The 19506-nt window shown below is 64.5% G+C and carries 17 protein-coding genes; 5 read left to right on the top strand and 12 right to left on the bottom strand.

Annotated features, from left to right (window positions below):
• Nucleotides 1–241: 241 nt before the first annotated feature.
• The 3 genes from F8A90_RS16585 (at nucleotide 242) to F8A90_RS16575 (ending at nucleotide 4476) form a co-directional block, all read left to right on the top strand.
• Nucleotides 242–2749: a bifunctional diguanylate cyclase/phosphodiesterase gene (locus F8A90_RS16585; RefSeq protein ID WP_200018066.1), complete on the top strand. Its 2508-nt coding sequence runs from the start codon at nucleotides 242–244 to the stop codon at nucleotides 2747–2749.
• Nucleotides 2750–2811: 62 nt separating this feature from the next.
• Nucleotides 2812–3696, top strand: a complete 885-nt coding sequence (locus tag F8A90_RS16580) for a sugar nucleotide-binding protein (RefSeq protein ID WP_166020056.1) — start codon at nucleotides 2812–2814, stop codon at nucleotides 3694–3696.
• A gap of 60 nt (nucleotides 3697–3756) precedes the next feature.
• Nucleotides 3757–4476 (top strand): lysophospholipid acyltransferase family protein, encoded by a 720-nt coding sequence (locus F8A90_RS16575; protein WP_200018065.1) that lies wholly within the window; start codon nucleotides 3757–3759, stop codon nucleotides 4474–4476.
• Nucleotides 4477–4628: 152 nt separating this feature from the next.
• On the opposite strand, the gene fabB is transcribed toward F8A90_RS16575, so the two are convergent.
• Together fabB and fabA are read right to left on the bottom strand one after the other, a co-directional pair.
• On the bottom strand, nucleotides 4629–5846 hold the full coding sequence (gene fabB, locus F8A90_RS16570; RefSeq protein ID WP_200018064.1) for a beta-ketoacyl-ACP synthase I: 1218 nt from the start codon (nucleotides 5844–5846) through the stop codon (nucleotides 4629–4631).
• A 13-nt stretch (nucleotides 5847–5859) separates the two neighbouring features.
• Nucleotides 5860–6375, bottom strand: coding sequence for a 3-hydroxyacyl-[acyl-carrier-protein] dehydratase FabA (gene fabA, locus F8A90_RS16565; RefSeq protein ID WP_043334808.1), 516 nt, complete (start codon nucleotides 6373–6375; stop codon nucleotides 5860–5862).
• 351 nt (nucleotides 6376–6726) lie between these two features.
• On the opposite strand from fabA, the gene F8A90_RS16560 reads away from it, so the two are divergent.
• Nucleotides 6727–8511: a putative bifunctional diguanylate cyclase/phosphodiesterase gene (locus F8A90_RS16560; RefSeq protein ID WP_325096929.1), complete on the top strand. Its 1785-nt coding sequence runs from the start codon at nucleotides 6727–6729 to the stop codon at nucleotides 8509–8511.
• 5 nt (nucleotides 8512–8516) lie between these two features.
• On the opposite strand, the gene F8A90_RS16555 is transcribed toward F8A90_RS16560, so the two are convergent.
• The 10 genes from F8A90_RS16555 to F8A90_RS16510 form a co-directional block, all read right to left on the bottom strand.
• Nucleotides 8517–9041, bottom strand: coding sequence for a DUF2878 domain-containing protein (locus F8A90_RS16555; RefSeq protein WP_200018061.1), 525 nt, complete (start codon nucleotides 9039–9041; stop codon nucleotides 8517–8519).
• Nucleotides 9042–9043: 2 nt separating this feature from the next.
• On the bottom strand, nucleotides 9044–10327 hold the full coding sequence (locus F8A90_RS16550) for an SAM-dependent methyltransferase (RefSeq protein ID WP_200018059.1): 1284 nt from the start codon (nucleotides 10325–10327) through the stop codon (nucleotides 9044–9046).
• 10 nt (nucleotides 10328–10337) lie between these two features.
• Nucleotides 10338–11156, bottom strand: coding sequence for a DUF1365 domain-containing protein (locus F8A90_RS16545; RefSeq protein WP_233593369.1), 819 nt, complete (start codon nucleotides 11154–11156; stop codon nucleotides 10338–10340).
• Nucleotides 11153–12499, bottom strand: a complete 1347-nt coding sequence (locus tag F8A90_RS16540) for an NAD(P)/FAD-dependent oxidoreductase (protein WP_200018054.1) — start codon at nucleotides 12497–12499, stop codon at nucleotides 11153–11155. The genes F8A90_RS16545 and F8A90_RS16540 overlap by 4 nt, the downstream gene beginning before the upstream one ends.
• A 96-nt stretch (nucleotides 12500–12595) precedes the next feature.
• A complete protein-coding gene (locus F8A90_RS16535) occupies nucleotides 12596–13396 on the bottom strand; it encodes an SDR family NAD(P)-dependent oxidoreductase (RefSeq protein WP_166020062.1) in 801 nt (266 codons plus the stop codon).
• Between the two features lie 94 nt (nucleotides 13397–13490).
• On the bottom strand, nucleotides 13491–13991 hold the full coding sequence (locus F8A90_RS16530; RefSeq protein ID WP_233593368.1) for a nuclear transport factor 2 family protein: 501 nt from the start codon (nucleotides 13989–13991) through the stop codon (nucleotides 13491–13493).
• 66 nt (nucleotides 13992–14057) lie between these two features.
• The gene (gene phrB, locus F8A90_RS16525; protein ID WP_200018053.1) at nucleotides 14058–15554 is read right to left on the bottom strand and encodes a deoxyribodipyrimidine photo-lyase; all 1497 of its coding nucleotides are present in this window, start codon (nucleotides 15552–15554) and stop codon (nucleotides 14058–14060) included.
• A 49-nt stretch (nucleotides 15555–15603) separates the two neighbouring features.
• Nucleotides 15604–16515, bottom strand: coding sequence for a MerR family transcriptional regulator (locus F8A90_RS16520; RefSeq protein WP_043335996.1), 912 nt, complete (start codon nucleotides 16513–16515; stop codon nucleotides 15604–15606).
• A gap of 267 nt (nucleotides 16516–16782) precedes the next feature.
• Nucleotides 16783–17169 carry a sirohydrochlorin chelatase gene (locus tag F8A90_RS16515; protein ID WP_166020064.1) on the bottom strand — a complete coding sequence of 129 codons (387 nt, stop codon included), beginning with the start codon at nucleotides 17167–17169 and terminating at the stop codon, nucleotides 16783–16785.
• Nucleotides 17170–17208: 39 nt separating this feature from the next.
• Nucleotides 17209–18396 carry an NAD(P)/FAD-dependent oxidoreductase gene (locus F8A90_RS16510; protein ID WP_200018052.1) on the bottom strand — a complete coding sequence of 396 codons (1188 nt, stop codon included), beginning with the start codon at nucleotides 18394–18396 and terminating at the stop codon, nucleotides 17209–17211.
• A gap of 163 nt (nucleotides 18397–18559) precedes the next feature.
• Between F8A90_RS16510 and F8A90_RS16505 the strand changes: the two genes are divergently transcribed.
• Entirely contained in the window at nucleotides 18560–19495 is a 936-nt protein-coding gene (locus F8A90_RS16505; RefSeq protein ID WP_200018046.1) for a TIGR01777 family oxidoreductase, read from the top strand.
• The last annotated feature ends 11 nt before the right edge of the window (nucleotides 19496–19506 follow it).

Below are 19506 nucleotides of genomic sequence, written 5' to 3'. Positions count from 1 at the left end.
GCGTAAGGGTGATTGGGCGCGAGTCATACATGCGTTGCAAACGAGCGTTGTGCAATAACGCTTCGTGTCCGTATTCTTTTGTTATCTCGCCGCTGGGCTGCCAAGGTTGTCGGGTGGCAATCCATGGCCTGAGAAGCCTGTCGTGGTACTCCAGAGAGGGTGCTGGCGACATGACGCCGTTGTCGGATTTCCGCCCCTATCCTTGCCGACTGTGGCATGCCCCTGATGATCGAGGTTATTCATGCATGGCAGTTATTCCTATCCACTGGTCGCCCTGTCAATCGTGGTCGCCGTGCTGGCTTCACATGCAGCGCTGCAGCTGATTCGTCAGGTCGCGCTGGCCCCTTCGCGCGCCACCAGCCTGGGTTGGCTGGTGGGCGGAGCCGTGGCGATGGGGCTGGGTATCTGGGCCATGCATTTCATCGGCATGCTGGCATATGAAAGTCAGGCTTCGGTCACCTATGCGCCCGGTCTGACGGCGTTGTCGGTGCTGATCGCGATGCTGGCCTCGGGGCTGGCGCTCTGGGTGAATACGCTGCCACGTCTGACGCCGATGTTGTTGATGACGAGCGGGGCCATCATGGGCGGTGGCATCGCCACGATGCACTACACCGGCATGGCGGCGATGCAGATGAACATGCCCTACCGCTATGACCCGCTGCTGTTCGCGGTGTCCATCGTGGTGGCGGTGGTGGCCGCGACGGCGGCCCTGTGGCTGGGAGGCTTCTTCTTGCGCCAGCGTCGCCCCAATCGCACTTATCAGGCCTTGGCGGCCGGCGCGATGGGGCTTGCCATCGCCGGCATGCATTACATCGGCATGGCGGCGATGGAGATGATGCCGTTGACCACGCCCATCATCTCCCCCGCTGGGGCGGGCATGAACTCCGGGCAGAATCTGTGGCTGGCCCTGGCCATCGCGATCGCGACCCTGGCTGTACTGGGGCTGGCACTCCTGGCCATCAGTGCCGAACAGCGCATGCGTCGCAGCCGTCATTACCGTTCGCGTCTGGATGGTCTGCTGGAGTATCGGACCCGAGAGCTGCGTCATGAGCGCGATCAGGTGGCGGTCATGCTGGATTCCATCGATGAGGGAGTGATCAGCCTCGATCGCGAGGGCCACATCCAGCACATCAACCCCATCGCTGCCGAATTGTGTGGCTGGGACCCGTCGCTGGCCCGCGGGCGCCCCTGGACGCGTATCTTGCAGCTGCGCCATGAAGGTACGTTGCAGTCCGTTGCCAACCAGCTGGAAGGGGTCTTGCAGCGCGGCGAAGTGGTCCACATGTCCAGCCAGACGCTACTGGTGGCACGCGATGGCAGTGAATGTGCCGTTGAGCTCAAGGCCTCGCCCGTGCGCCGTCGCAGTGGGGATGTCGAGGGGGCGGTACTGGTCTTCCGCGACATCAGCTATCGCCAGGCCATGATTCGGCGCCTCAACTTCCAGGCACATCACGACAGCCTGACAGGGCTGCACAATCGCACCGCCTTCGATGACTCTCTCACCGAGGCGTTGGCCGATGGCGGTTTTCATCAGCTGCTGTACCTGGACCTCGACTTCTTCAAGGTGGTCAATGACACCTGCGGCCACGCGGCCGGAGACACCGTATTGCGCGAGCTCTCCGCGCTGATGCGAGCACATGTGCGGGAAACGGATGTGCTGGCGCGCCTGGGGGGCGATGAGTTCGCCGTGTTGCTCTATCGCTGCTCTCGCGAGCAGGCCATCGAGCGTGCCGAAGCGCTGTGCGCGGCCGTCAGTGCCTATCGTTACTACGATGAGGGACGGCCATTCCAGTTGGGCGTCAGTATCGGGGTCGCGCCGGTTGAAAGTGGTGTCCAGGCCTCCGAGGTCCTGCGTCAGGCGGATGGGGCCTGCTACATGGCCAAGCAGAGCGGGCGCAATCAGGTGCATGCCTACCATGACGGAGATGCTGGGTTCGAGCGCGCCCAGCGCGAGGTGCAGTGGCTGCCGCTGCTGCACGAGGCGCTGGAGAATGATCGCTTCACGCTTTACATCCAGCCGATCCGCTCGCTGAGTGATGCCACCAGCAAGCCCTACTACGAGGTGCTGCTGCGCTACGTCAACGACTCGGGCGAGCACCTGGCCCCGGCGCACTTCATGGCGACGGCGGAGCGATTCGGCCTGATGCCCGAGATTGATATCTGGGTCGTCACCCAGGCGCTGCAGGTTCTTGAGTCTGATGACGGTCGCATCGAGTCGGACGCCGTGCTGGCGATCAATCTCTCCGGCCAGAGCATGGGCGATCTGCGCATGCGCGATCAGCTGGCGTCGCTGGTCACGCAAAGCTCCGTCATGCCACAGCGGCTGTGCTTCGAGATCACCGAGACGGCGGCCATCAGCAATCTGGCCCAGGCGCGCGAGTTCATCTATAGCATGCGCCGGCTCGGCTGCAGCTTCGCCCTGGACGACTTTGGCAGCGGCATGTCGTCCTTTGCCTATCTCAAGGAGCTGCCGGTCAATCAGCTCAAGATCGACGGCGCCTTCGTGCGCAACCTGACACGCGATAGCCTTGACGCCGCCATCGTCTCCGCCATCTGTGGCATCTGTGCCCAGATGGGCATCATCACGGTGGCGGAATATGTCGAGCGTCTTGAGCTGATTCCCGCCCTCGAGTTGATCGGTGTCGACTTCGTGCAAGGCTACGGCATCGGCCGTCCTCACCCGATCGGCGCCCCGCTGATCCCCATCACTCCACGCAATAACGGGCCTGCAGCCAGTCTGCAAGGTTGATAGAATGACATCTTTGCATCGTCGCCTCTTGCGGCGATGCGCCTGTTTGCTGGAGCCTGCCTGTGAAACTCTTGCTGCTAGATGCCGGGCATTGTCTTGGCCTGGGTCTTATCCGTGCGGCCGGTACGCGCGCTGACCTGGAGCTCAATGCCGTCGAGTCAGACCGTATCGATGCCGATGACATCCGTGCCAGCCAGGCGGATGTCGTCATCGTGCCGCCGTTCGCACGTCCGGCCGATTCCGCACCTGCCGAGGTGATGGCGCATGCCGAGGCGGTGGAGCAAGTGCTGGCCGCCTGCATCGAGACCGGTACACCGCTGGTATGGTGCGTGGCAGATCAGATGTTCGAGCAGGGCGGCGAAGGCTTGCTCGACGAGGACGAGGTGCCCTCGCCGATCGATACGGCGCTGCGCCGCGTCATCGCGACCGGTGATCGCATCCGTGCCGAGCTGCCCAATCACCTGATCGTGCGCCTGGGCCCGCTGTTCGGTCCGGAAGGGCGTGATGCCTGGTTGCCGACGTTGATCGAGCGCCTGCTGGCGGGGGAGGAGGTGCGTGCCGCCGAGGACGTCATACTGTGCCCGACCAGTGTCGATGCCGTGGCGATGGCGTTGATCGGCATGCTTCAGCAACAGCGCTGCGGTGCGGATGCCTGGGGGGCCTATCATCTGGCCGGCACCGAGCCCATCAGCACCTACGCCTTCGTCAGTGTCGTGCGCACCCAGTTGATCACCCGCCTCGAGGGGCTGGGCGAGACGGTGGCCGCAGGCCCGCTCAAGGCGCTGACCCTCAACGCCGGTACGCCGCTGCGGCGTGTGCTCAACTGCCGTCGCGTGCTGGACACCTTCGGTGTGCATCAGAAGCCGTGGCGCCTCGAACTATCCCGCCTGATGGATGACTGGATCGCGCAGCGCGCCTCCGGCTCATCTCGCCCTGATTCGATCTGACCTGTGGAGACTGTGCCTGTGAATGCGCTGCGTAGCGTGCTGTTTTATGTAGGTTATTTCATGGCGTTGCTGCTCAGCGCCGTGGTGCTGGTGCCGCTGGCGGCCTGCCTTCCGCTACAGGCGCGCTACCGTGTCCTGCATAGCTACAACCATATCGTGCTGTGGTGGTTCCGCCTGACCTGCGGCGTGAAGGTGCAGGTGAGCGGGCGTGACACCTTGCCGAAGGGGGCCTGCGTGCTGCTGGCCAACCACCAGAGCGAGTGGGAAACCATCTATCTGCAGGTGGCCAAGCGCCCGCTATGCACCGTACTCAAGCAGGAGCTGCTGAAGATTCCGGTCTTCGGCTGGGGGCTGAAGCTGCTGGAACCGATTCCGCTGGATCGCACCCAGCCGGCCAAGGCGCTCAAGCAGGTGCTGTCAGTGGGCACCCAGCGCCTCAAGGACGGCTTTACCGTGCTGATCTTCCCGGAAGGCACGCGCATCGCGCCGGGGACCCGCAAGAAGTTCAACAAGTCCGGCGCCGCGATTGCCTGCCGTGCCGGCGTGCCGGTGGTGCCGGTGGCGCACAATGCCGGTGAGATCTGGCCCAACGACAGCTGGATCAAGCGCCCGGGCACCATCCATGTCGCCTATGGCCCGGCCATCGAGACGGCAGGGCGCAAGCCGGATGCGGTGATCGCCGACGTCGAGGCCTGGGTCGAGGCCAAGCTGCAGGAAATCTCCAGCGTCCAGCGTCCGCCGCTGGAAGAGGAAGCGGCGGCCGATAGTGTCGGTGCCTGACTTTCTGACGCTTTCCCTGTTGTTCATCTGATGCATCCGGTGCTCCAGCAAGCACCGGACAGCCAGCAAAAAGGCCGCCCTGAAGGGCGGCCTTTTCGTGTCTCACACCAGCGCGTATCTGCAGAATGCATGTCTGCTGAACGCGTGCTGAATCAGTCCTGGAAACGTTCCAGAATCAAGCAGGCGTTGGTGCCACCGAAGCCGAAGCTGTTGGACAGCACACGGTCGATCTTGACGCCATCACGACGGGTCGTGACGATGTCGAGGCCTTCGGCGCGGTCATCCAGCTCACTGACATTGGCAGACGCGGCAATGAAGTCGTTCTCCATCATCAGCATGGAGTAGATGGCTTCCTGCACACCTGTAGCGCCCAGAGAGTGACCCGTCAGCGACTTGGTCGAGCTCATTGCCGGGCTGGCGGCACCGAAGACTTCCTGGATGGCCTTGAGCTCGGCCACATCGCCCACCGGCGTCGAGGTGCCGTGGGTGTTGATGTAGTCGATATCGCCATTCACGGTCGCCATCGCCTGGCGCATGCAGCGTGCTGCACCTTCGCCGGACGGTGCCACCATGTCGTGACCATCGGAGGTCGCGCCATAGCCGGTCACTTCGGCGTAGATCTTCGCACCGCGTGCCTTGGCGTGTTCCAGTTCCTCGAGCACCAGCATGCCGCCGCCGCCAGCGATGACGAAGCCATCACGCGTCTTGTCGTACGGACGCGATGCGGTTTCCGGCGTGTCGTTGTAGCTGGTGGACAGGGCGCCCATGGCATCGAACAGGCAGGACAGGGTCCAGTGCTCTTCTTCACCGCCACCGGCAAACACGATGTCCTGCTTGTTCAGCTGGATCTGTTCCACGGCGCTACCGATGCAGTGGGCAGACGTGGCACAGGCCGAGGAAATCGAGTAGTTGATGCCCTTGATCTTGAACGGCGTGGCCAGACAGGCAGAGACGGTCGAGCCCATGGTGCGAGTGACGCGGTAGGGACCGACGCGACGCAGGCCCTTGGCGCGCATCACGTCTGCGGCCTCGACCTGGTTCGCGGAGGAAGCGCCACCGGAACCGGCGATCAGGCCGGTACGCTCGTGGGAAACCTGCTCTTCGGTGAGACCGGAATCGGCAATCGCCTGCGCCATGGAGATGTAGGCATAGGCCGCAGCATCCCCCATGAAGCGCAATTGCTTGCGATCGATGTGGTCTTCGAGTTTGATGTCGACAACGCCGGCCACATGGCTACGGAAGCCCAGCTCGGCGTATTCCTCTTTGCGGCGGATACCAGAACGTCCTTCGCGGAGCGATTCCAGGACCTGCTGGCGATCATTGCCCAGGCAGGAAACAATGCCCAGCCCGGTGACTACCACTCTACGCATGGGAGCCTCCCGTTCAGAAGTTCGCAGTGGAGGTGAACAGACCGACGCGCAGGTCGTTGGCCTGATAGATGTCGCGACCGTCAACTGTCACTGTACCATCGGCGATGCCGAGGATCAGCTTGCGAGTGATGACTCGCTTGATGTTGATGGTGTAGGTCACTTTCTTGGCGGTCGGCAGCACCTGGCCAGAGAATTTGACCTCGCCGCAGCCCAGCGCGCGGCCACGGCCCGGATTGCCGAGCCAGCCGAGGTGGAAGCCCACCAGCTGCCACATGGCATCGAGGCCCAGGCAGCCCGGCATCACCGGATCACCCGGGAAGTGGCAGTCGAAGAACCACAGGTCCGGAGAGATATCCAGCTCAGCAATCAGCTGACCCTTGCCGTGGCTACCGCCTTCCTCACTGATGTGAGTGATGCGATCCAGCATCAGCATGTTGGGAGCAGGCAGTTGCGCATTGCCCGGGCCGAAGAGTTCGCCCTGGCCACAGGCCAGCAGCTCGTCGCGAGTAAAGGAGTGTTGCTTGGTCACTGAGTCATTCCGAGTAGCGGGATGGTAATGCCGTACGAGGCACCTGAGCGCCTGAATGGGGCTAGTCTAATGGCTGGCACCCCTGAATGCACGTGGGGGCCAGACTAAAGGGCAGCAAGGGCGGGTGCAAATAAGTCCTACAGCTGGGGCGAAAGTGGTCGATAGGAGCTAGTGTGTGATTCGCGCGGGATCCCCTTTGCCGGCATCGATCGCAATCCACTGGAGCCGTGCCGAGAGTGGCCCGCTCCTGCAAATGCAGGATCACCCCCCGATGCCCCCTTCCACCGAGAGCTGCTTATGTGGCCGCAAGCCCACTTCAATCGGCCCCTGATCATCGGGGCGCTCGTTGCCTTGACAGCGCTGCCTTGGTTGCCGGGGCTCGAGCTGCGTGTCGCCGCGTTGCTGCCTGCCGTTCTGGCGGGGCTGGACATCGCGCGCCAGCGTCGGCGCCAGCTGCTGCATCGTCAGCTGCTGGAAGCCGCCGTGCACCTGAGCAGTGATGGTCTGGTGATCAGTGATCGCCACAATCGGGTGCTGGCCGTGAATGCCGCCTTCAGTCATATCACCGGTTACGCACCGGAAGAGATCATTGGTCGCAACCCTTCCCTGCTCTCTTCCGGGCGTCATGACGAGGAGTTTCACGCCCGTTATCGCCAGGCGCTCGAGGTCAATGGCCACTGGGAGGGCGAGGTCTGGAATCGGCGCAAGCAGGGAGATGAATACCCCGAGTGGCTGCGGGCACGCCGTATCGAGCAGGGGGGAGATGTCTTCCATGTCGCTCTCTTTACCGATATCACCCGCCACAAGGCGCGCGAGCAGGACTTGCAGCGTCTGGGGCTGGAAGATGCCCTGACGGGCCTGCCCAACCGTCGCCGGCTGGGCGACCTGCTGGTCAGTCGCCTCAATGGCCTGCGCGCCGGGGAAGCGATGGACCTGGCGTTGATCGATATCGATGCGCTCAAAAGCATCAATGATGCCCTGGGCGCGGAAGGGGGGGATCGCCTGTTGCAGCAGTTCTCCCAGCGACTGACGGCGCTGGCGCGTGGCGGCGTGGTAGGGCGCATCGGTGGCGACGAGTTCGTCATTCTGCGCTCAACGGCAGGGGGCGAGCACACCGCCTGGGTGGATGAGCTGCGCCAGGTGCTGACCAAGCCCTTCGAGATCGGCGATCAGGCGCTGCACCTTGCGCTGTCGATCGGCAGCTGCCGCGCTCCGGATGATGGCGCTGACGCCGATGTGCTGATGCAGCGCCTGGAAAGCGCCCTGTATGCCGCCAAGCGACATGGCCGTAATACCGACATGCGCTTCCAGCCCGCACTGGATGCTGGTGGTGACCTGCAACTGGGGCTGGCGAATGACCTGCGGATCGCCATCGAAAGCCAGGGGCAATTGCAGCTGCACTATCAATGTCAGCACGACGCCAGCACCGGCAAGGTCGCGAGTGTCGAGGCGCTGTTGCGCTGGAAGCATCCGCTGCGGGGTGCCATCTCACCGGCTGAGTTCGTGCCGCTGGCCGAGCGCCATGGCCTGATGTTGCGCCTGGGCAACTGGGTGCTGCGCGAGGCAGTACAGCAGCAGGCCAGCTGGCGGCGTGGCGGTCATCGCCTGTGCATCTGGGTCAATGTCTCGGCCTTGCAGCTGATCCAGGGTGGTTTTGAGGCCTCGCTGGCGGGCCTGTTGATGGAGTATGACGTACCTGCCAGCTCCATCGGGCTGGAGCTGACGGAATCGGTATTGCTGGATGAACGTGCCGGCGATGTCTCACGGCGCCTGGCGGCACTACGCGCTCGCGGCCACCAGATCGCGGTGGATGACTTCGGTACCGGCTATTCGTCACTTGCCTATCTGAAGGACCTGCCGGTGGACAAGCTCAAGCTGGACCGCGCCTTCATCCGCAGTCTGCCCGGCGAGCGTGCGGATGCCGCCATCACCATGGCGGTGCTGGCGATGGCCAAGGGCCTGGGCATGGAGATGATCGCGGAAGGTGTCGAGACCGCTGAGCAGCGTGAATACCTGGTATCGAATGGCTGCGGCTGGATCCAGGGATTCTACTTCTCGCGGCCGGCGCCCGCGGGTGAGGTCATCGAGCGACTCAACGGCTACGAGGCCGGCAATCTGGCCATCAAGGCTGCCTGATGCTCTCAGGCGCGCTGGGCAGGCCCGTGAAGGCGTGCGATACCCAGACACAGCCCGCCCCAGATCAATGCCTGGGCGGGTAGCAGCCAGTCGGCGAGGGTCACATTGGCGAGCTGCGCCCCGCCGTAATAGGACAGCGGCGCGCTGATGGCACCGCCAGCCGCCGCCAGCCAGGGCCGCTGCCACAACCAGCGCAGCGCATGATGGATCGTGCTGGCGAACAGCGGCCACAGACACCACATCCAGACAGGCAGGGGCAGCCAGTGCGCCCAGTCAGGCGTGTCCGAGGTGATGGTGTAGCCGCCGGCCAGTGACAGGCTGCCATCCACTACCATCCCCAACGCCAGGAAGGCCGCCAGCCAGCGCAGCTCGCGCAGGCGCTCACCCGTTGGCACGATCAGCCCCAGATGTGCGGCCAGTATCAGCGGCGTGGCCAGCAGGGCGACTGTCGAGCCACCCAGCACGCAGCAGAACCAGCCGAGCTGGAAAAGTCCGGCATTGAGCAGTGCTCCAGGACGCTCGGACAGCATGTTCAGGCGTCCCAATCCTGGAGCCCCGCCTGTATCGGACGCGCCCCCGGCCCTCCCAGCAACAGCTGACAGGTGCCGATGGTGCGCTCGCGGAAGCCCCCCTCGCAGTACGCCAGGTAGTAACGCCACATGCGCACGAAGCGCTCGTCGTAGCCCTGTGCATAGACCTCCCCGAGACGCGCCTCGAAGCGCTGCCCCCAGGCCTTGAGCGTGGCGGCGTAGTGCAGGCCGATATCCTCGAGCTGCAACAGGTTCAGCTGGGTATCCTGCTGCATGGCGGTGAGAATCGCCGCATGGGATGGCAGGAAGCCGCCAGGGAAGATGTAGCGCTTGATGAAGTCCATTTCGCGGCTGGCGGCCGCAAAGCGCTGATCACGAATCGTGATGGCCTGAAGCGCGATCAGGCCTTGCGGCTCGAGCAGGCGCTCGAGGGTCTTCAGATAGGTCGGCAGGTACTGATGGCCGACCGCCTCGATCATCTCCACCGAGACGATGCGATCGAAGCGGCCTTCCAGTGCCCGGTAGTCTTCCTTGAGCAGGGTGATGCGATCCTCCAGCCCTTCCGCGGCGATACGCGCCCTGGTATAGGCGTGCTGCTCATCGGAAATGGTCGTGGTGGTCACGCGGCAGCCACGTGTTCTTGCGGCATGGATCGCCAGCCCGCCCCAGCCGGTGCCGATTTCCAGCAGGTGATGCTGCGGCCCCAGTTCCAGCAGGTTGAACAGCTTCTCCAGCTTGTGGGTCGAGGCCGCCTCCAGACTGGCTTCGGGATAGGGGAACACCGCCGCGGAATACATGCGGTGCTCGCGATCGAGGAACAGCTCGAAGAGATCATTGCCGAGATCGTAATGCGCCGAGATATTGCGCTTCGACCCCGCCAGCGTATTGCGTGCCAGCGCGTAGGCGACGCTCAACGCCCACTTGGACAGGCGTGACGTCCCGCTGTCCACCGAGTCATTGACCTGTTCGAGATTGTAGGCGAACAGGCGTACCAGCCCGACCAGATCATCCGTCTCCCACTGGCCATCCATGTAGGCCTCCGCCGCCGCGACGGTGCCTCCCAGTGCCATACGCCGCCACGCGCGTGAGTCATGGATACGCAGCGTGACGTTGCGCGCGCCGCCCTGACCCAGCACGTGGCGCTCACGCCCTTCGAGCACCGTCAGGCTGCCACCCTCGAGCTTGTCGAGCATGCGCAGCAGGCGTGGCCGCAATAGCCGGGTCAGGCGGTCTGCCGGTGCCCGGGTCGTGGCCAGCGTGGGGGGGGCGGGTTCGAATTGGCTCATGATGAGTTCCTCATGATGAAGACGGCGAGCGCGGATGGTCGAAGATCGGCACGCGCTTGAGCGCCAGACGCAGCGCCTCGAAATGTATGCCTGCGACCGTCTTGAGCGTCATCCAGGGGAAACGCAGCAGCAGGCGATGAAAGGCGCGCGGGGTAGCCGGTTCCAGGTGCAGGCTCAGGCTGGCATCGAACAGCGAATGCTGTGCTATCCGCGTCGTATCTCCGGTAAGGGGATGGTTTTCCATGTGCAGCAACAGCTCATCTGCGCTGGGGTCGTTGAAGCGCCAGTGATAGCGCATGCCCATCGGCATGAAGGGCGAGACATGCATGCGCTTGTCGAACTGCGCCGCCTGCATGCGACGCTGCGGGTCCGTACGGGCGGCATACAGCACGCGCTCTCCCCAGGGGATATTGGTTACCTCTCCGAGCACGGCGCCCAGCTGGCCGGAGACGTGATAGAGGTAATAGACGCGAATCGGGTTGAAGCCGATGCCGAAGTGACGCAGCTGGGTCAGCAGAAAGATGCGTCCCTGTGGCAGCGGCGCGTGATCACCACTGCGGGCTAGCTCGCGCTGACAGGCGGAGCGCACCCGTTCCTCGAGTGGACCATCGCCAATGTCGTGGACCGCGGCCGGTAGATGGTCACTGTCGCGAAAGGCCAGTGGTGCGGCGTGACTGGCACTCACCAGGCGCTTGCCGGCCATCAGCGTTGGCAGCTCATCCAGTGCCAGCCACGCCATGGCAACACGATAGCGAAAGGCATGCTGGCGCGGCGCGTGGCGGCGGTGGCGCAGCGTGCCATAGCCGATGCGGCTGGCGGGCGCCCTCAATCGTCTGCCTCGCGAGCACCCAATGCCTCGGCGACCCGCAGCGCGCTCCATACGCCATCCTCATGGAAACCATTGCGCCACCAGGCACCACAGAAATGGGTGCGGCCCACCGGGCCCTCCGCCTTGGCTTGTGCGCCGGAAATCTGCGCAAAGCGCGCCTTGGCGGCTTCGGCGGCCAGCGTGAAGCGCGGATGGTCATAGGCATAACGCCCCAGCACCCGAGCGGGATCAATCGCGTCGCTGTCATTGAGGGTGATGCAGAAGGTCTCACGGGGCGAATGCTCGCGCTCATCAAGGCGCTGCAGGATGTTCATGTCATAGGTGACGCTGGCCCGCTGGGCGTCGTCGCGTCCGTCGAGGCGGTAGTTCCAGCTCGCCCAGGCTGCCTTGCGCCTGGGCAGCAGCGAGGTGTCGGTATGCATCACTACCTCATTGCGCTGGGTCGTGATCGCTCCCAGTACCGCGTGTTCCAGCTCGCTGGCATCGCCGAGCAGTGCCAACGCCTGCGGCGCATGACCGGCCATCACCACCTGGTCGAAGCGATCACGGCGGCCATCGGCATGCTCAAGCGTCACCCCGTCGGCGTCGCGCAGGACACGAGTGATCTTGCTGTTGAGGCGAATGCGCTCGGCGTAGCCCTCGGTCAGCGGCGCGATGTAGGTACGTGAGCCACCGACCAGCGTGAACCACTGCGGTCGATCATTGACCGACAGCAGGCCGTGATGGCGGAAGAAGCGCACGAAGAACAGCAGCGGGAACTGCGCGATATCCGCGATGCTGGCGGACCAGATCGCCGCACCCATCGGCAGCAGGTAATGCTCACGGAAGACCTGCGAGTAGCCATTGGCATCCAGGTAGCTGCCCAGGGTCGCGCCCTCGGCGAGCTTGCCGTCGTCCAGATCGTCGGCAGCCTGCTTGTTGAAGCGCAGGATGTCGCGCAACAGGCGATAGAAGCGCGGGCGCAGCAGATTGCGCTTCTGGGCGAACAGCGACAGCAGGGTGTGGCCGTTGTACTCGAAGTCCTCGGCGGTGGTGTGCACCGAGAAGCTCATCTCGGTGGGCTGATAGGCCACGCCGAGGCGTTCCAGCAGGCGCTGGAAATGCGGGTAGGTGCGGTCGTTGAAGACGATGAAGCCGGTGTCGATGGCCCAGTCGCTGCCATCGGCGCCCTGCACATCCATGGTGGCAGTGTGGCCGCCCAGACGCTCGGCTGACTCGAAGACATGCACTTCATGCTTGCGACTCAGGTAATAGGCCGCTGACATGCCGCTGATACCGCTGCCGATGACGGCAATGCGCTGGCGGGGTAGAGGCGCTGTCGCGTAGGTCGTTGTCGTGTTCATGCCACTCCAGAAGAAGATCGAACCATGTCGTCATGAGCAGAAGCGTTGCCGGGTAATCGGCGCGGTCAGGTCGCGTCGGGTCTGCCTGCCGCGCACTCAGTCGCGGGTCATGCGTAGACCGATGCTGCGTCGCAAGGGGGCGGGCAGGATGCCCAGCAACTTGACCAGCAGCGTGAAGCGTCGCGGGAAATGTATGTCGAGCCGATGACGCGCGAGTCCCGCCACGATCGCCTCGACCGCCTGATCGACAGTGACCTGCATCGGCATCGGGAAGTCATTGCGCTCGGTCAGCGGTGTCTTGACGAAGCCGGGGTGAATCACGCTGACATCGATGCCCTGGCTGTCGAGGTCCAGCCGCAGCGACTCCAGGAAGTAGCTCACCGCGGCCTTGGAAGCGCCATACGCCTCCGCGCGAGGCAGCGGCAGGTAGGCCGAAGCGCTGGAGACCGCTGCCAGCTGCGGCCGCTCACCGCCGTCTGCCGCTGCCATGCGCAGCAGCGGCAAGGCGCTTTCGATCACATCCACGGCGGCCTGGAAGTTGGTCGCGAACACGCGATGGACCAGATCTGCCTCGAATTCCCGTGCATCCAGATATTCGCAGGTGCCAGCGTTGAGCAGTGCAAGGTCGAGTCCACCAAAGCTGGCCTCTATCTGACTGGCCGCCGCGCGGATGGCCTCACGGTCGGTGAGGTCGAGCGTCACGACCAGCGCCTCCCCGGGGCCTTGCGCGGCATCGGCTGCGATGGCCTCAAGCTTGTCGGCGGAGCGCGCGCTCAGGGCGACCCGGTGGCCATCCGCCAGCAGCCGGCGCGCCAGTCCTTCGCCGATGCCGGAGCTGGCGCCGGTCAGCCAGATACGTTTGCGAGCCTTTGAGGTGGTAGAGCTATGACTGGCCATCTCCTCTCCTTGGCATGTTGTTTCGATAACGACTCATATAACGCTGGGCTTGCCTTCGCAGATGTCAGCTTGAAGGGACGATGGCTATCTCTGTTCAACCCATGCGTCGCTTCAGCAGGCCGATCACGTTGCGCAGTATGGGCAGCTGCTCGTAGAGCAGCTGCCCGGCATCGAAGAAATCACGGTGCTGGTTGACCTTCCCGTCTCGGAACTCGAGGCGTGAGGCGCCCTGCACGCTGATGTCCTTGCCCCCGTTCAGACGGGGATGGCGATAGGTCATCGTCCAGCTGAGCCAGGCAAGTCCCTGTTCATTGCCTTCATCCGCATTGCCTTCATCCGCAGGGCCGGCGTCTTGTGCTGGCATCGGCCCCAGCGGGTGATGAAAGACGAAGTCGATGGCGGCGACATTCATGTACAACCCTGAGAAATAGGCGTTGAGTGCCGTCAGGCCGCGGACTTCATGCAGGGGGTCGCGGAAGACGATATCGTCACTGTAGACTGATTTGAGCAGTTCTGTAGAGGTTTTGTCCAGCTTTTCGTAAAGACGACATACCCGAGTCAGGGCCGGGCTCATCTCGTCGGGCAGCGATTGCATGGCAATGCTCCTGAAGGGGAGGGAGACAAGAGCGGCCTGCTGAAGATCAGCAGGCCGCTTGAGGGGTCATTCGCTTTTTGACAGCGCCTTGAAGGTATCCAGCGCCCGCTGGCGGGCGGCCTTGTGGTCGACGATCGGTCGTGGGTAGCCCGTCTGCTGGCAGTCATCCGCACTGGGCTGGTGGCGCCGCTTGGCCGGCAGCTCGGCCAGTTCCGGCACCATGCTCGCGATGAACTCGCCATCCTTGTCGAAGCGCTGGCCCTGGGTGGTCGGATTGAAGATGCGGAAGTAGGGCGCGGCGTCGGTGCCGGTGGAGGCTGCCCATTGCCAGCCACCATTGTTGGCGCCCAGCTCACCATCGACGAGATGGGTCATGAAGAAGGCCTCGCCGCGCCGCCAGTCGATCAGAAGATGCTTGGTGAGGAACATCGCCGTCACCATGCGCAGGCGATTGTGCATCCAGCCGGTCTGCACCAGCTGACGCATGGCGGCATCGACGATGGGGTAACCGGTACGGCCCTCGCACCAGGCGGCGAAGCCTGCGTCGTCATCGCGCCATTGCAGGGCTTCGGTATGGCGCTGGAAGGGACGGTGGCGATTGACGCGCGGGAAGCCGACCAGGATGTGCTGATAGAACTCGCGCCAGATCAGCTCGTTGACCCAGGTAGTCAGGCCGACATCGCCATCGGCGAGGCTGCCATTCTCTGCCAGCACGGCGGCGTAGCATTGGCGGGCCGAGATCATGCCCAGCGCCAGGTAGGGCGACAGCTCGCTGGTGCCCCGTGTGGCGGGGATGTCGCGCTGCTCATGGTAGCGGCGCGCGCGGAAGGTCAGGAAGCGCTCCAGACGCTCCTGCGCGGCCTCTTCGCCGGCCGGCCACAGCTCGGCGTCCAGCGCTGTCACCGGTTCACCCTTGAGCGTCTCGGGCAGTGGCGGGATGGCGTCGCCATGGATCTCTCGCCCCTTGGCATCGCGGGGCGTGGCTTGCACGTCAGGCGCCTCATTCAGCGCCAGACGACGGGAATCGACTTCCTTGTGCCAGCGCTTGGAGAAGGGCGTGAAGACGCCGTAGTAATCGCCCTTGCCGGTCAGCAGCTCGCCGGGCGTGAAGGCCAGCATGTCGGTATAGCGATGCAGGCGGACGTCGCTCTCGGCAAGGCGCTCACGCACGCGCCTGTCGCGCCCACGCTCATTGACGGCATATTCGTCATTGAAGTGCAGCGCCTGGGCGCCAAGTTGATCGCACAGCGCGGCCAGCGCCTCGGGTACCTCAGCGAAGGTGTCGCAGTCGAGCACCTTGAGCGGGATGTGATAGCCGGCGAGTGCCTGTTGCAGGACATGCAGGCCGCGGCACAGGAAGTCGAGCTTGTTGGCGCCATGGCCATGCTCGACCCACTGCGCCAGGCAGGGGGCGACGACGGCCACGACCGGGCCGCGTGTGGCGGCCTGCGAGAGAGCAGTGTTGTCGTGTACGCGCAGGTCACTGCGCAGCCAGACCAGCTGCAGGGGAGCCCCCGCTGGTGCGGAGGCGGGGGAAGAGGCGGATGGTGAGTCAGATGACATCGGGGCTCCTTGGCGATCAGTGAAACCAATGCCGAGCAGGAGCCTGCGATCAACGTGCCATCAAGGACCTCAGGCGAGCGACCGCCTGAATCGGGTCGGCCCCCAGGCCTTCGATGGGCCCGTCTACCAGCTCCTGCTGGCGAATCTGGGCGGCCGGGCCAGCGATGGCCAGCGGCACGCTCAATTGTTCTGCGACCCGTGGCAGCTGGCGGCGCATGACATCCGAGCGCTCGGCCTGGGTGCCGACCAGTACCACGGCCTGCGCCTGCAGGCGCTCTGCGGCCAGCGGCAACTCTGCCAGCGGCAGTGGGCCATCCAGCAGACTGACGTGATAGCCGGCGTCACTGGCGACCAGCGCGAACAGCAGCAGCCAGCTCAGGCCCGGTTCCTCCGGCAGGCGCGTCAGCGTGATGTGCGGGGCGTGACGCTCCTGATTGGCAAACACCAGCCGGGCGCCGATGCGCGAACGCAGGAAGCTCTCGAAGAAGCACTGGGCCAGGCGGGTGCCGAAGGTGGCGGTGCCGCGCTCCTCAAGCTGCTCGAGCAGAGGACGCCACAGGCGCTCGACCACGCTGCTGACCGGGTACAGCGCCAGACTCTGGTTGTACAGCTCGGCCAGGCGCGCCTCGTCCTGGGCATCGATGGCGGCCAGTGCCAGCTGCTGCTGGCCGCTCCAGCTGCCTTCGTCCGGCATCGGCGTGCTTTCCGGCTGCGGCTGGTCGAGCAGCTCGCGTACCTGGCTGACAGGTACTCCGCGGTTGAGCCACTGCAGGATGTGTTCGATCCGCTCGATGTCCTCGCGGGCATACAGGCGATGCCCCTTGGGCGTCCGGCGGGGCTCGATCAGTCCGTAGCGGCGTTCCCAGGCTCTCAGCGTGACCGAATTGACGCCGGTCAGGCGAGAGACTTCGCGGATCGGAAACAGCGGCGAACTGGCAGTTTCCGTGGCCTTGTCAGTCATGAATGGTGTTACCTCTGGCGGTGACGAGGCATCCCGGGTGAAGCACAGGTGTGGACGACACACAGGGTAAAGTTGAAGTGTCGTCACATGGGGCGCTGTGGGATACCGGCAATGCATCTTGTGCACTAGCTGTACATGTGGGCATCAGGATGGCGCAGCCGCCAGAGCCTGACAAGAGGCAAGCTGCGTCGCATCCCCGGTGCGCATGTTTTTGAAGGTGCATCACAGCGCCTTCGACGCCTAAGGTCCCGTCATGAAATCGGCCGTCTAGGCGTTGTCCTGTTGCTCCACAATCTGGATCAAGGCCTCGACAAAGGCCGGATGTGCTCCCACCGGGTCGAGCAGGCTGATGGGGCAGTCGGGGTGCTGGCGCTGCGAGTCTTCCAACATGGCGGGCACGTCCTCGCGCAGATGACGGCCGGCCGCGAAGAACAGTGGCAGGATGTCGATACGTGCGGCCCCGTCTGCTGCCAGGGCCTCGATGGTGTCGGTCAGCAGCGGATCGCACAGCTCCATATAGGCCAGGCGCGTCGGACGCTTGAGGCGGGAGGCCAGCGTGGCTTCCAGTGCCTCGAAGGGCTCGCGCCAGCGCGGGTCACGTGACCCATGGGCCAATAGAATCAAGGCGTTGTCGTGATCTGTGGACGTAGTCATGCAGCTATCCTGTGGGCGATGAGGGGTCGAGGCAGCGTATCAGCTGACGGCGAGGGTGTTGAGCAGCTGTTCGGCGACCTCGTGCCCTGACAGCCAGGCGTCCTCGACACGCGGGCCACGCAAGGCGTCTCCGGCCAGCCATAGCCCGGATGTCCCCTGGCCGCAGACATTGTGGACATGGCCGTTCTGGACATGGCCCTTCTGGTCATAGCCATTGTGGCCGGCTGCCGCTGAGGTCTGCTGCAGTGTCCGGGTCGGGTGGGCGTAGCGCCAGCGATGCGCCGCAAGGGTGACCTTGCCTTGGCTCCAGCCCGGCGCCAGCTCGCGGAGCTCCGGCAGTGTCTCGAAGGCCTGCCACAGCAAGGTCGCGACTTCCTGCGGCGACTTCTCGAGATTCGCTCGGCTCCAGCCGGCGGTCGCCAGCAGGCTCAGGGTTTCCCGGGCACGTGTCGGTGCCTGGCGGCCGGGGCGCGAATGCTGGCGCATCACGCAGCGCAGCGGACCATCATCACCGCGACTGACCAGCAACCCTTGCCAGTCAGTATCGCCCCCCAGCGCGGGAAGCGGTGTCTCCAGAGTGGCCATCAGTGTCCAGGTTGGTGCCATCTCCACCTGCGTCAGCGCCTCACTCAGGGCCGGAGCAAGCGAGTCCTCGCAGAGCGCCGCCCCCTGGGCGTCGGTGCCGGACGCGCTCAGCAGGGCGAGTGCCTGCGGCGCCGGTGCGCTGATCACCACGTGATCGAAGGGGCCGTGGTGATTGCCGTGACTGTCCTCGAGCCGCCAGCCTGTGCCTTCGCTCGCGATCAGGCGCGTGATGCGCGTTTCGCTGTGCAGGCTGGCGTAGGCCGGCAGCTGTTCACTGAGGTGGCGGCTCAGGGCGCTCATGCGCGGGCTGGCCACGTAGCGGGTGGAATCATCGCGCAGCCGCTGCCATTGGCTCTCGTCAGACGCCGACTTGCCGAGGCTCAACAGTCTCTCGCCCCAGGGCGCGACGACGCCTGCGGCCCGCCACTGCTCGAGCGCGGACTGGAAGCGTGGATCACGCGCCGTGAAGTATTGCGCGCCGATGTCGATGGGGCCTTCGCTCGTGCGGCGACTGGCCAGGCGTCCGCCGGGGCCGCGTGCCTTCTCGAATATCGTCACCGCATGGCCTTGGGCGGCCAGTCGGCTGGCGGCTGACAATCCGGCGATACCGGCACCGATGATGGCGATGGACGATACTGGCATCTGGAGGCGACTCCTGCGCGGGCGGTGTTCAGGGGGTACGGGCTGTCATGTGACTCGACAGCAGATACGCTAAAGTTAACTTCTTGCGCATAATTGTACAATATAAGTATAGATTTATGGCGGAAGTCGGCACACTCGATGCTTCATCGCCGAGGAGGGCAACATGCGAATATTGATAACGGGTGCAACGGGGTTCGTCGGCCAGGCGCTATGTCAGTCACTGGCCGCTGCGGGTCACTCGCTGGCGGTCGTATCGCGCCGCCCGGAGCGGGCTGAGCGCCAGTTTGCCGACCTTGGGCTGACGGTGGTCGCGGCGGATTCGTCGCTGGCCTTCAAGGATTGGCAGCCGGAGGGCATCGTCAATCTGGCGGGGGAGTCGATCGCCGGGCGGCGCTGGAGCGAGGATCACAAGCGTGAGCTGCGCCGTTCGCGGCTGGAGACCACCGAACATCTGGTGATGCTGTGTCAGCAGCTGGCCGCCGAAGGTCATCCGCCGCAGGTGATGGTGTCCGGTTCGGCGATGGGCTATTACGGCGCACAGCCCAAGGCGGGCGAGCCGGGCGATGTCGAGATCGATGAACAGGCGACGCCCCATGATGATTTCAACCATCGCCTGTGTCGTGACTGGGAAGCGGCCGCCATGCCCGTCACCGAATACGGCGTGCGACTGGCCATCATCCGCACAGGCCTGGTGATGGAAGCCGATGGCGGCACGCTGGCCAAGCTGCTGACGCCCTTCAAGCTCGGGCTCGGGGGGCGGCTGGGCGATGGGCGCCATTACATGCCGTGGATCCACTGCCACGACATGATTCGCATCATCGAGCGCCTGTTGACGGATGACAGTCTCAGCGGCGCCTTCAATGCCAGCGCGCCGCATCCGGTCACCAACATGGGCTTCACCCACGCTCTGGCTCGGGGTCTGGGGCGTCCGGCGATCCTGCCGCTACCGGCCAAGGCGCTAAAGCTGGGGCTGGGGGAAATGAGCACCCTGCTGCTGGAGGGCGCCCGCATGGTGCCGGCGCGTCTGCTGGCTGCCGGCTTCACCTTCGATTACCCGACCCTCGACGTGGCCTTCGCCGATATCCTGTCACGCAAGTGAGCCTTGACAGG

Origin of the sequence: Cobetia sp. cqz5-12 (genome assembly GCF_016495405.1) — a bacterium.
GTDB lineage: Bacteria > Pseudomonadota > Gammaproteobacteria > Pseudomonadales > Halomonadaceae > Cobetia.
The sequence above is the reverse complement of the archived record's forward strand: the minus strand, read 5'-3'. Positions and strand labels throughout refer to the sequence as shown.

Bases quoted from the DNA above. Each gene is read 5' to 3' on its own strand.
- fabB (WP_200018064.1), bottom strand. From the start codon at position 5,846: ATGCGTAGAGTGGTAGTCACCGGGCTGGGCATTGTTTCCTGCCTGGGC.
- F8A90_RS16575 (WP_200018065.1), top strand. From the start codon at position 3,757: ATGGCGTTGCTGCTCAGCGCCGTGGTGCTGGTGCCGCTGGCGGCCTGC.
- F8A90_RS16535 (WP_166020062.1), bottom strand. From the start codon at position 13,396: ATGGCCAGTCATAGCTCTACCACCTCAAAGGCTCGCAAACGTATCTGG.
- F8A90_RS16550 (WP_200018059.1), bottom strand. From the start codon at position 10,327: ATGAGCCAATTCGAACCCGCCCCCCCCACGCTGGCCACGACCCGGGCA.
- phrB (WP_200018053.1), bottom strand. From the start codon at position 15,554: ATGTCATCTGACTCACCATCCGCCTCTTCCCCCGCCTCCGCACCAGCG.
- F8A90_RS16520 (WP_043335996.1), bottom strand. From the start codon at position 16,515: ATGACTGACAAGGCCACGGAAACTGCCAGTTCGCCGCTGTTTCCGATC.
- F8A90_RS16585 (WP_200018066.1), top strand. From the start codon at position 242: ATGCATGGCAGTTATTCCTATCCACTGGTCGCCCTGTCAATCGTGGTC.
- F8A90_RS16505 (WP_200018046.1), top strand. From the start codon at position 18,560: ATGCGAATATTGATAACGGGTGCAACGGGGTTCGTCGGCCAGGCGCTA.
- F8A90_RS16540 (WP_200018054.1), bottom strand. From the start codon at position 12,499: ATGAACACGACAACGACCTACGCGACAGCGCCTCTACCCCGCCAGCGC.
- F8A90_RS16515 (WP_166020064.1), bottom strand. From the start codon at position 17,169: ATGACTACGTCCACAGATCACGACAACGCCTTGATTCTATTGGCCCAT.
- F8A90_RS16530 (WP_233593368.1), bottom strand. From the start codon at position 13,991: ATGCAATCGCTGCCCGACGAGATGAGCCCGGCCCTGACTCGGGTATGT.
- F8A90_RS16555 (WP_200018061.1), bottom strand. From the start codon at position 9,041: ATGCTGTCCGAGCGTCCTGGAGCACTGCTCAATGCCGGACTTTTCCAG.
- F8A90_RS16510 (WP_200018052.1), bottom strand. From the start codon at position 18,396: ATGCCAGTATCGTCCATCGCCATCATCGGTGCCGGTATCGCCGGATTG.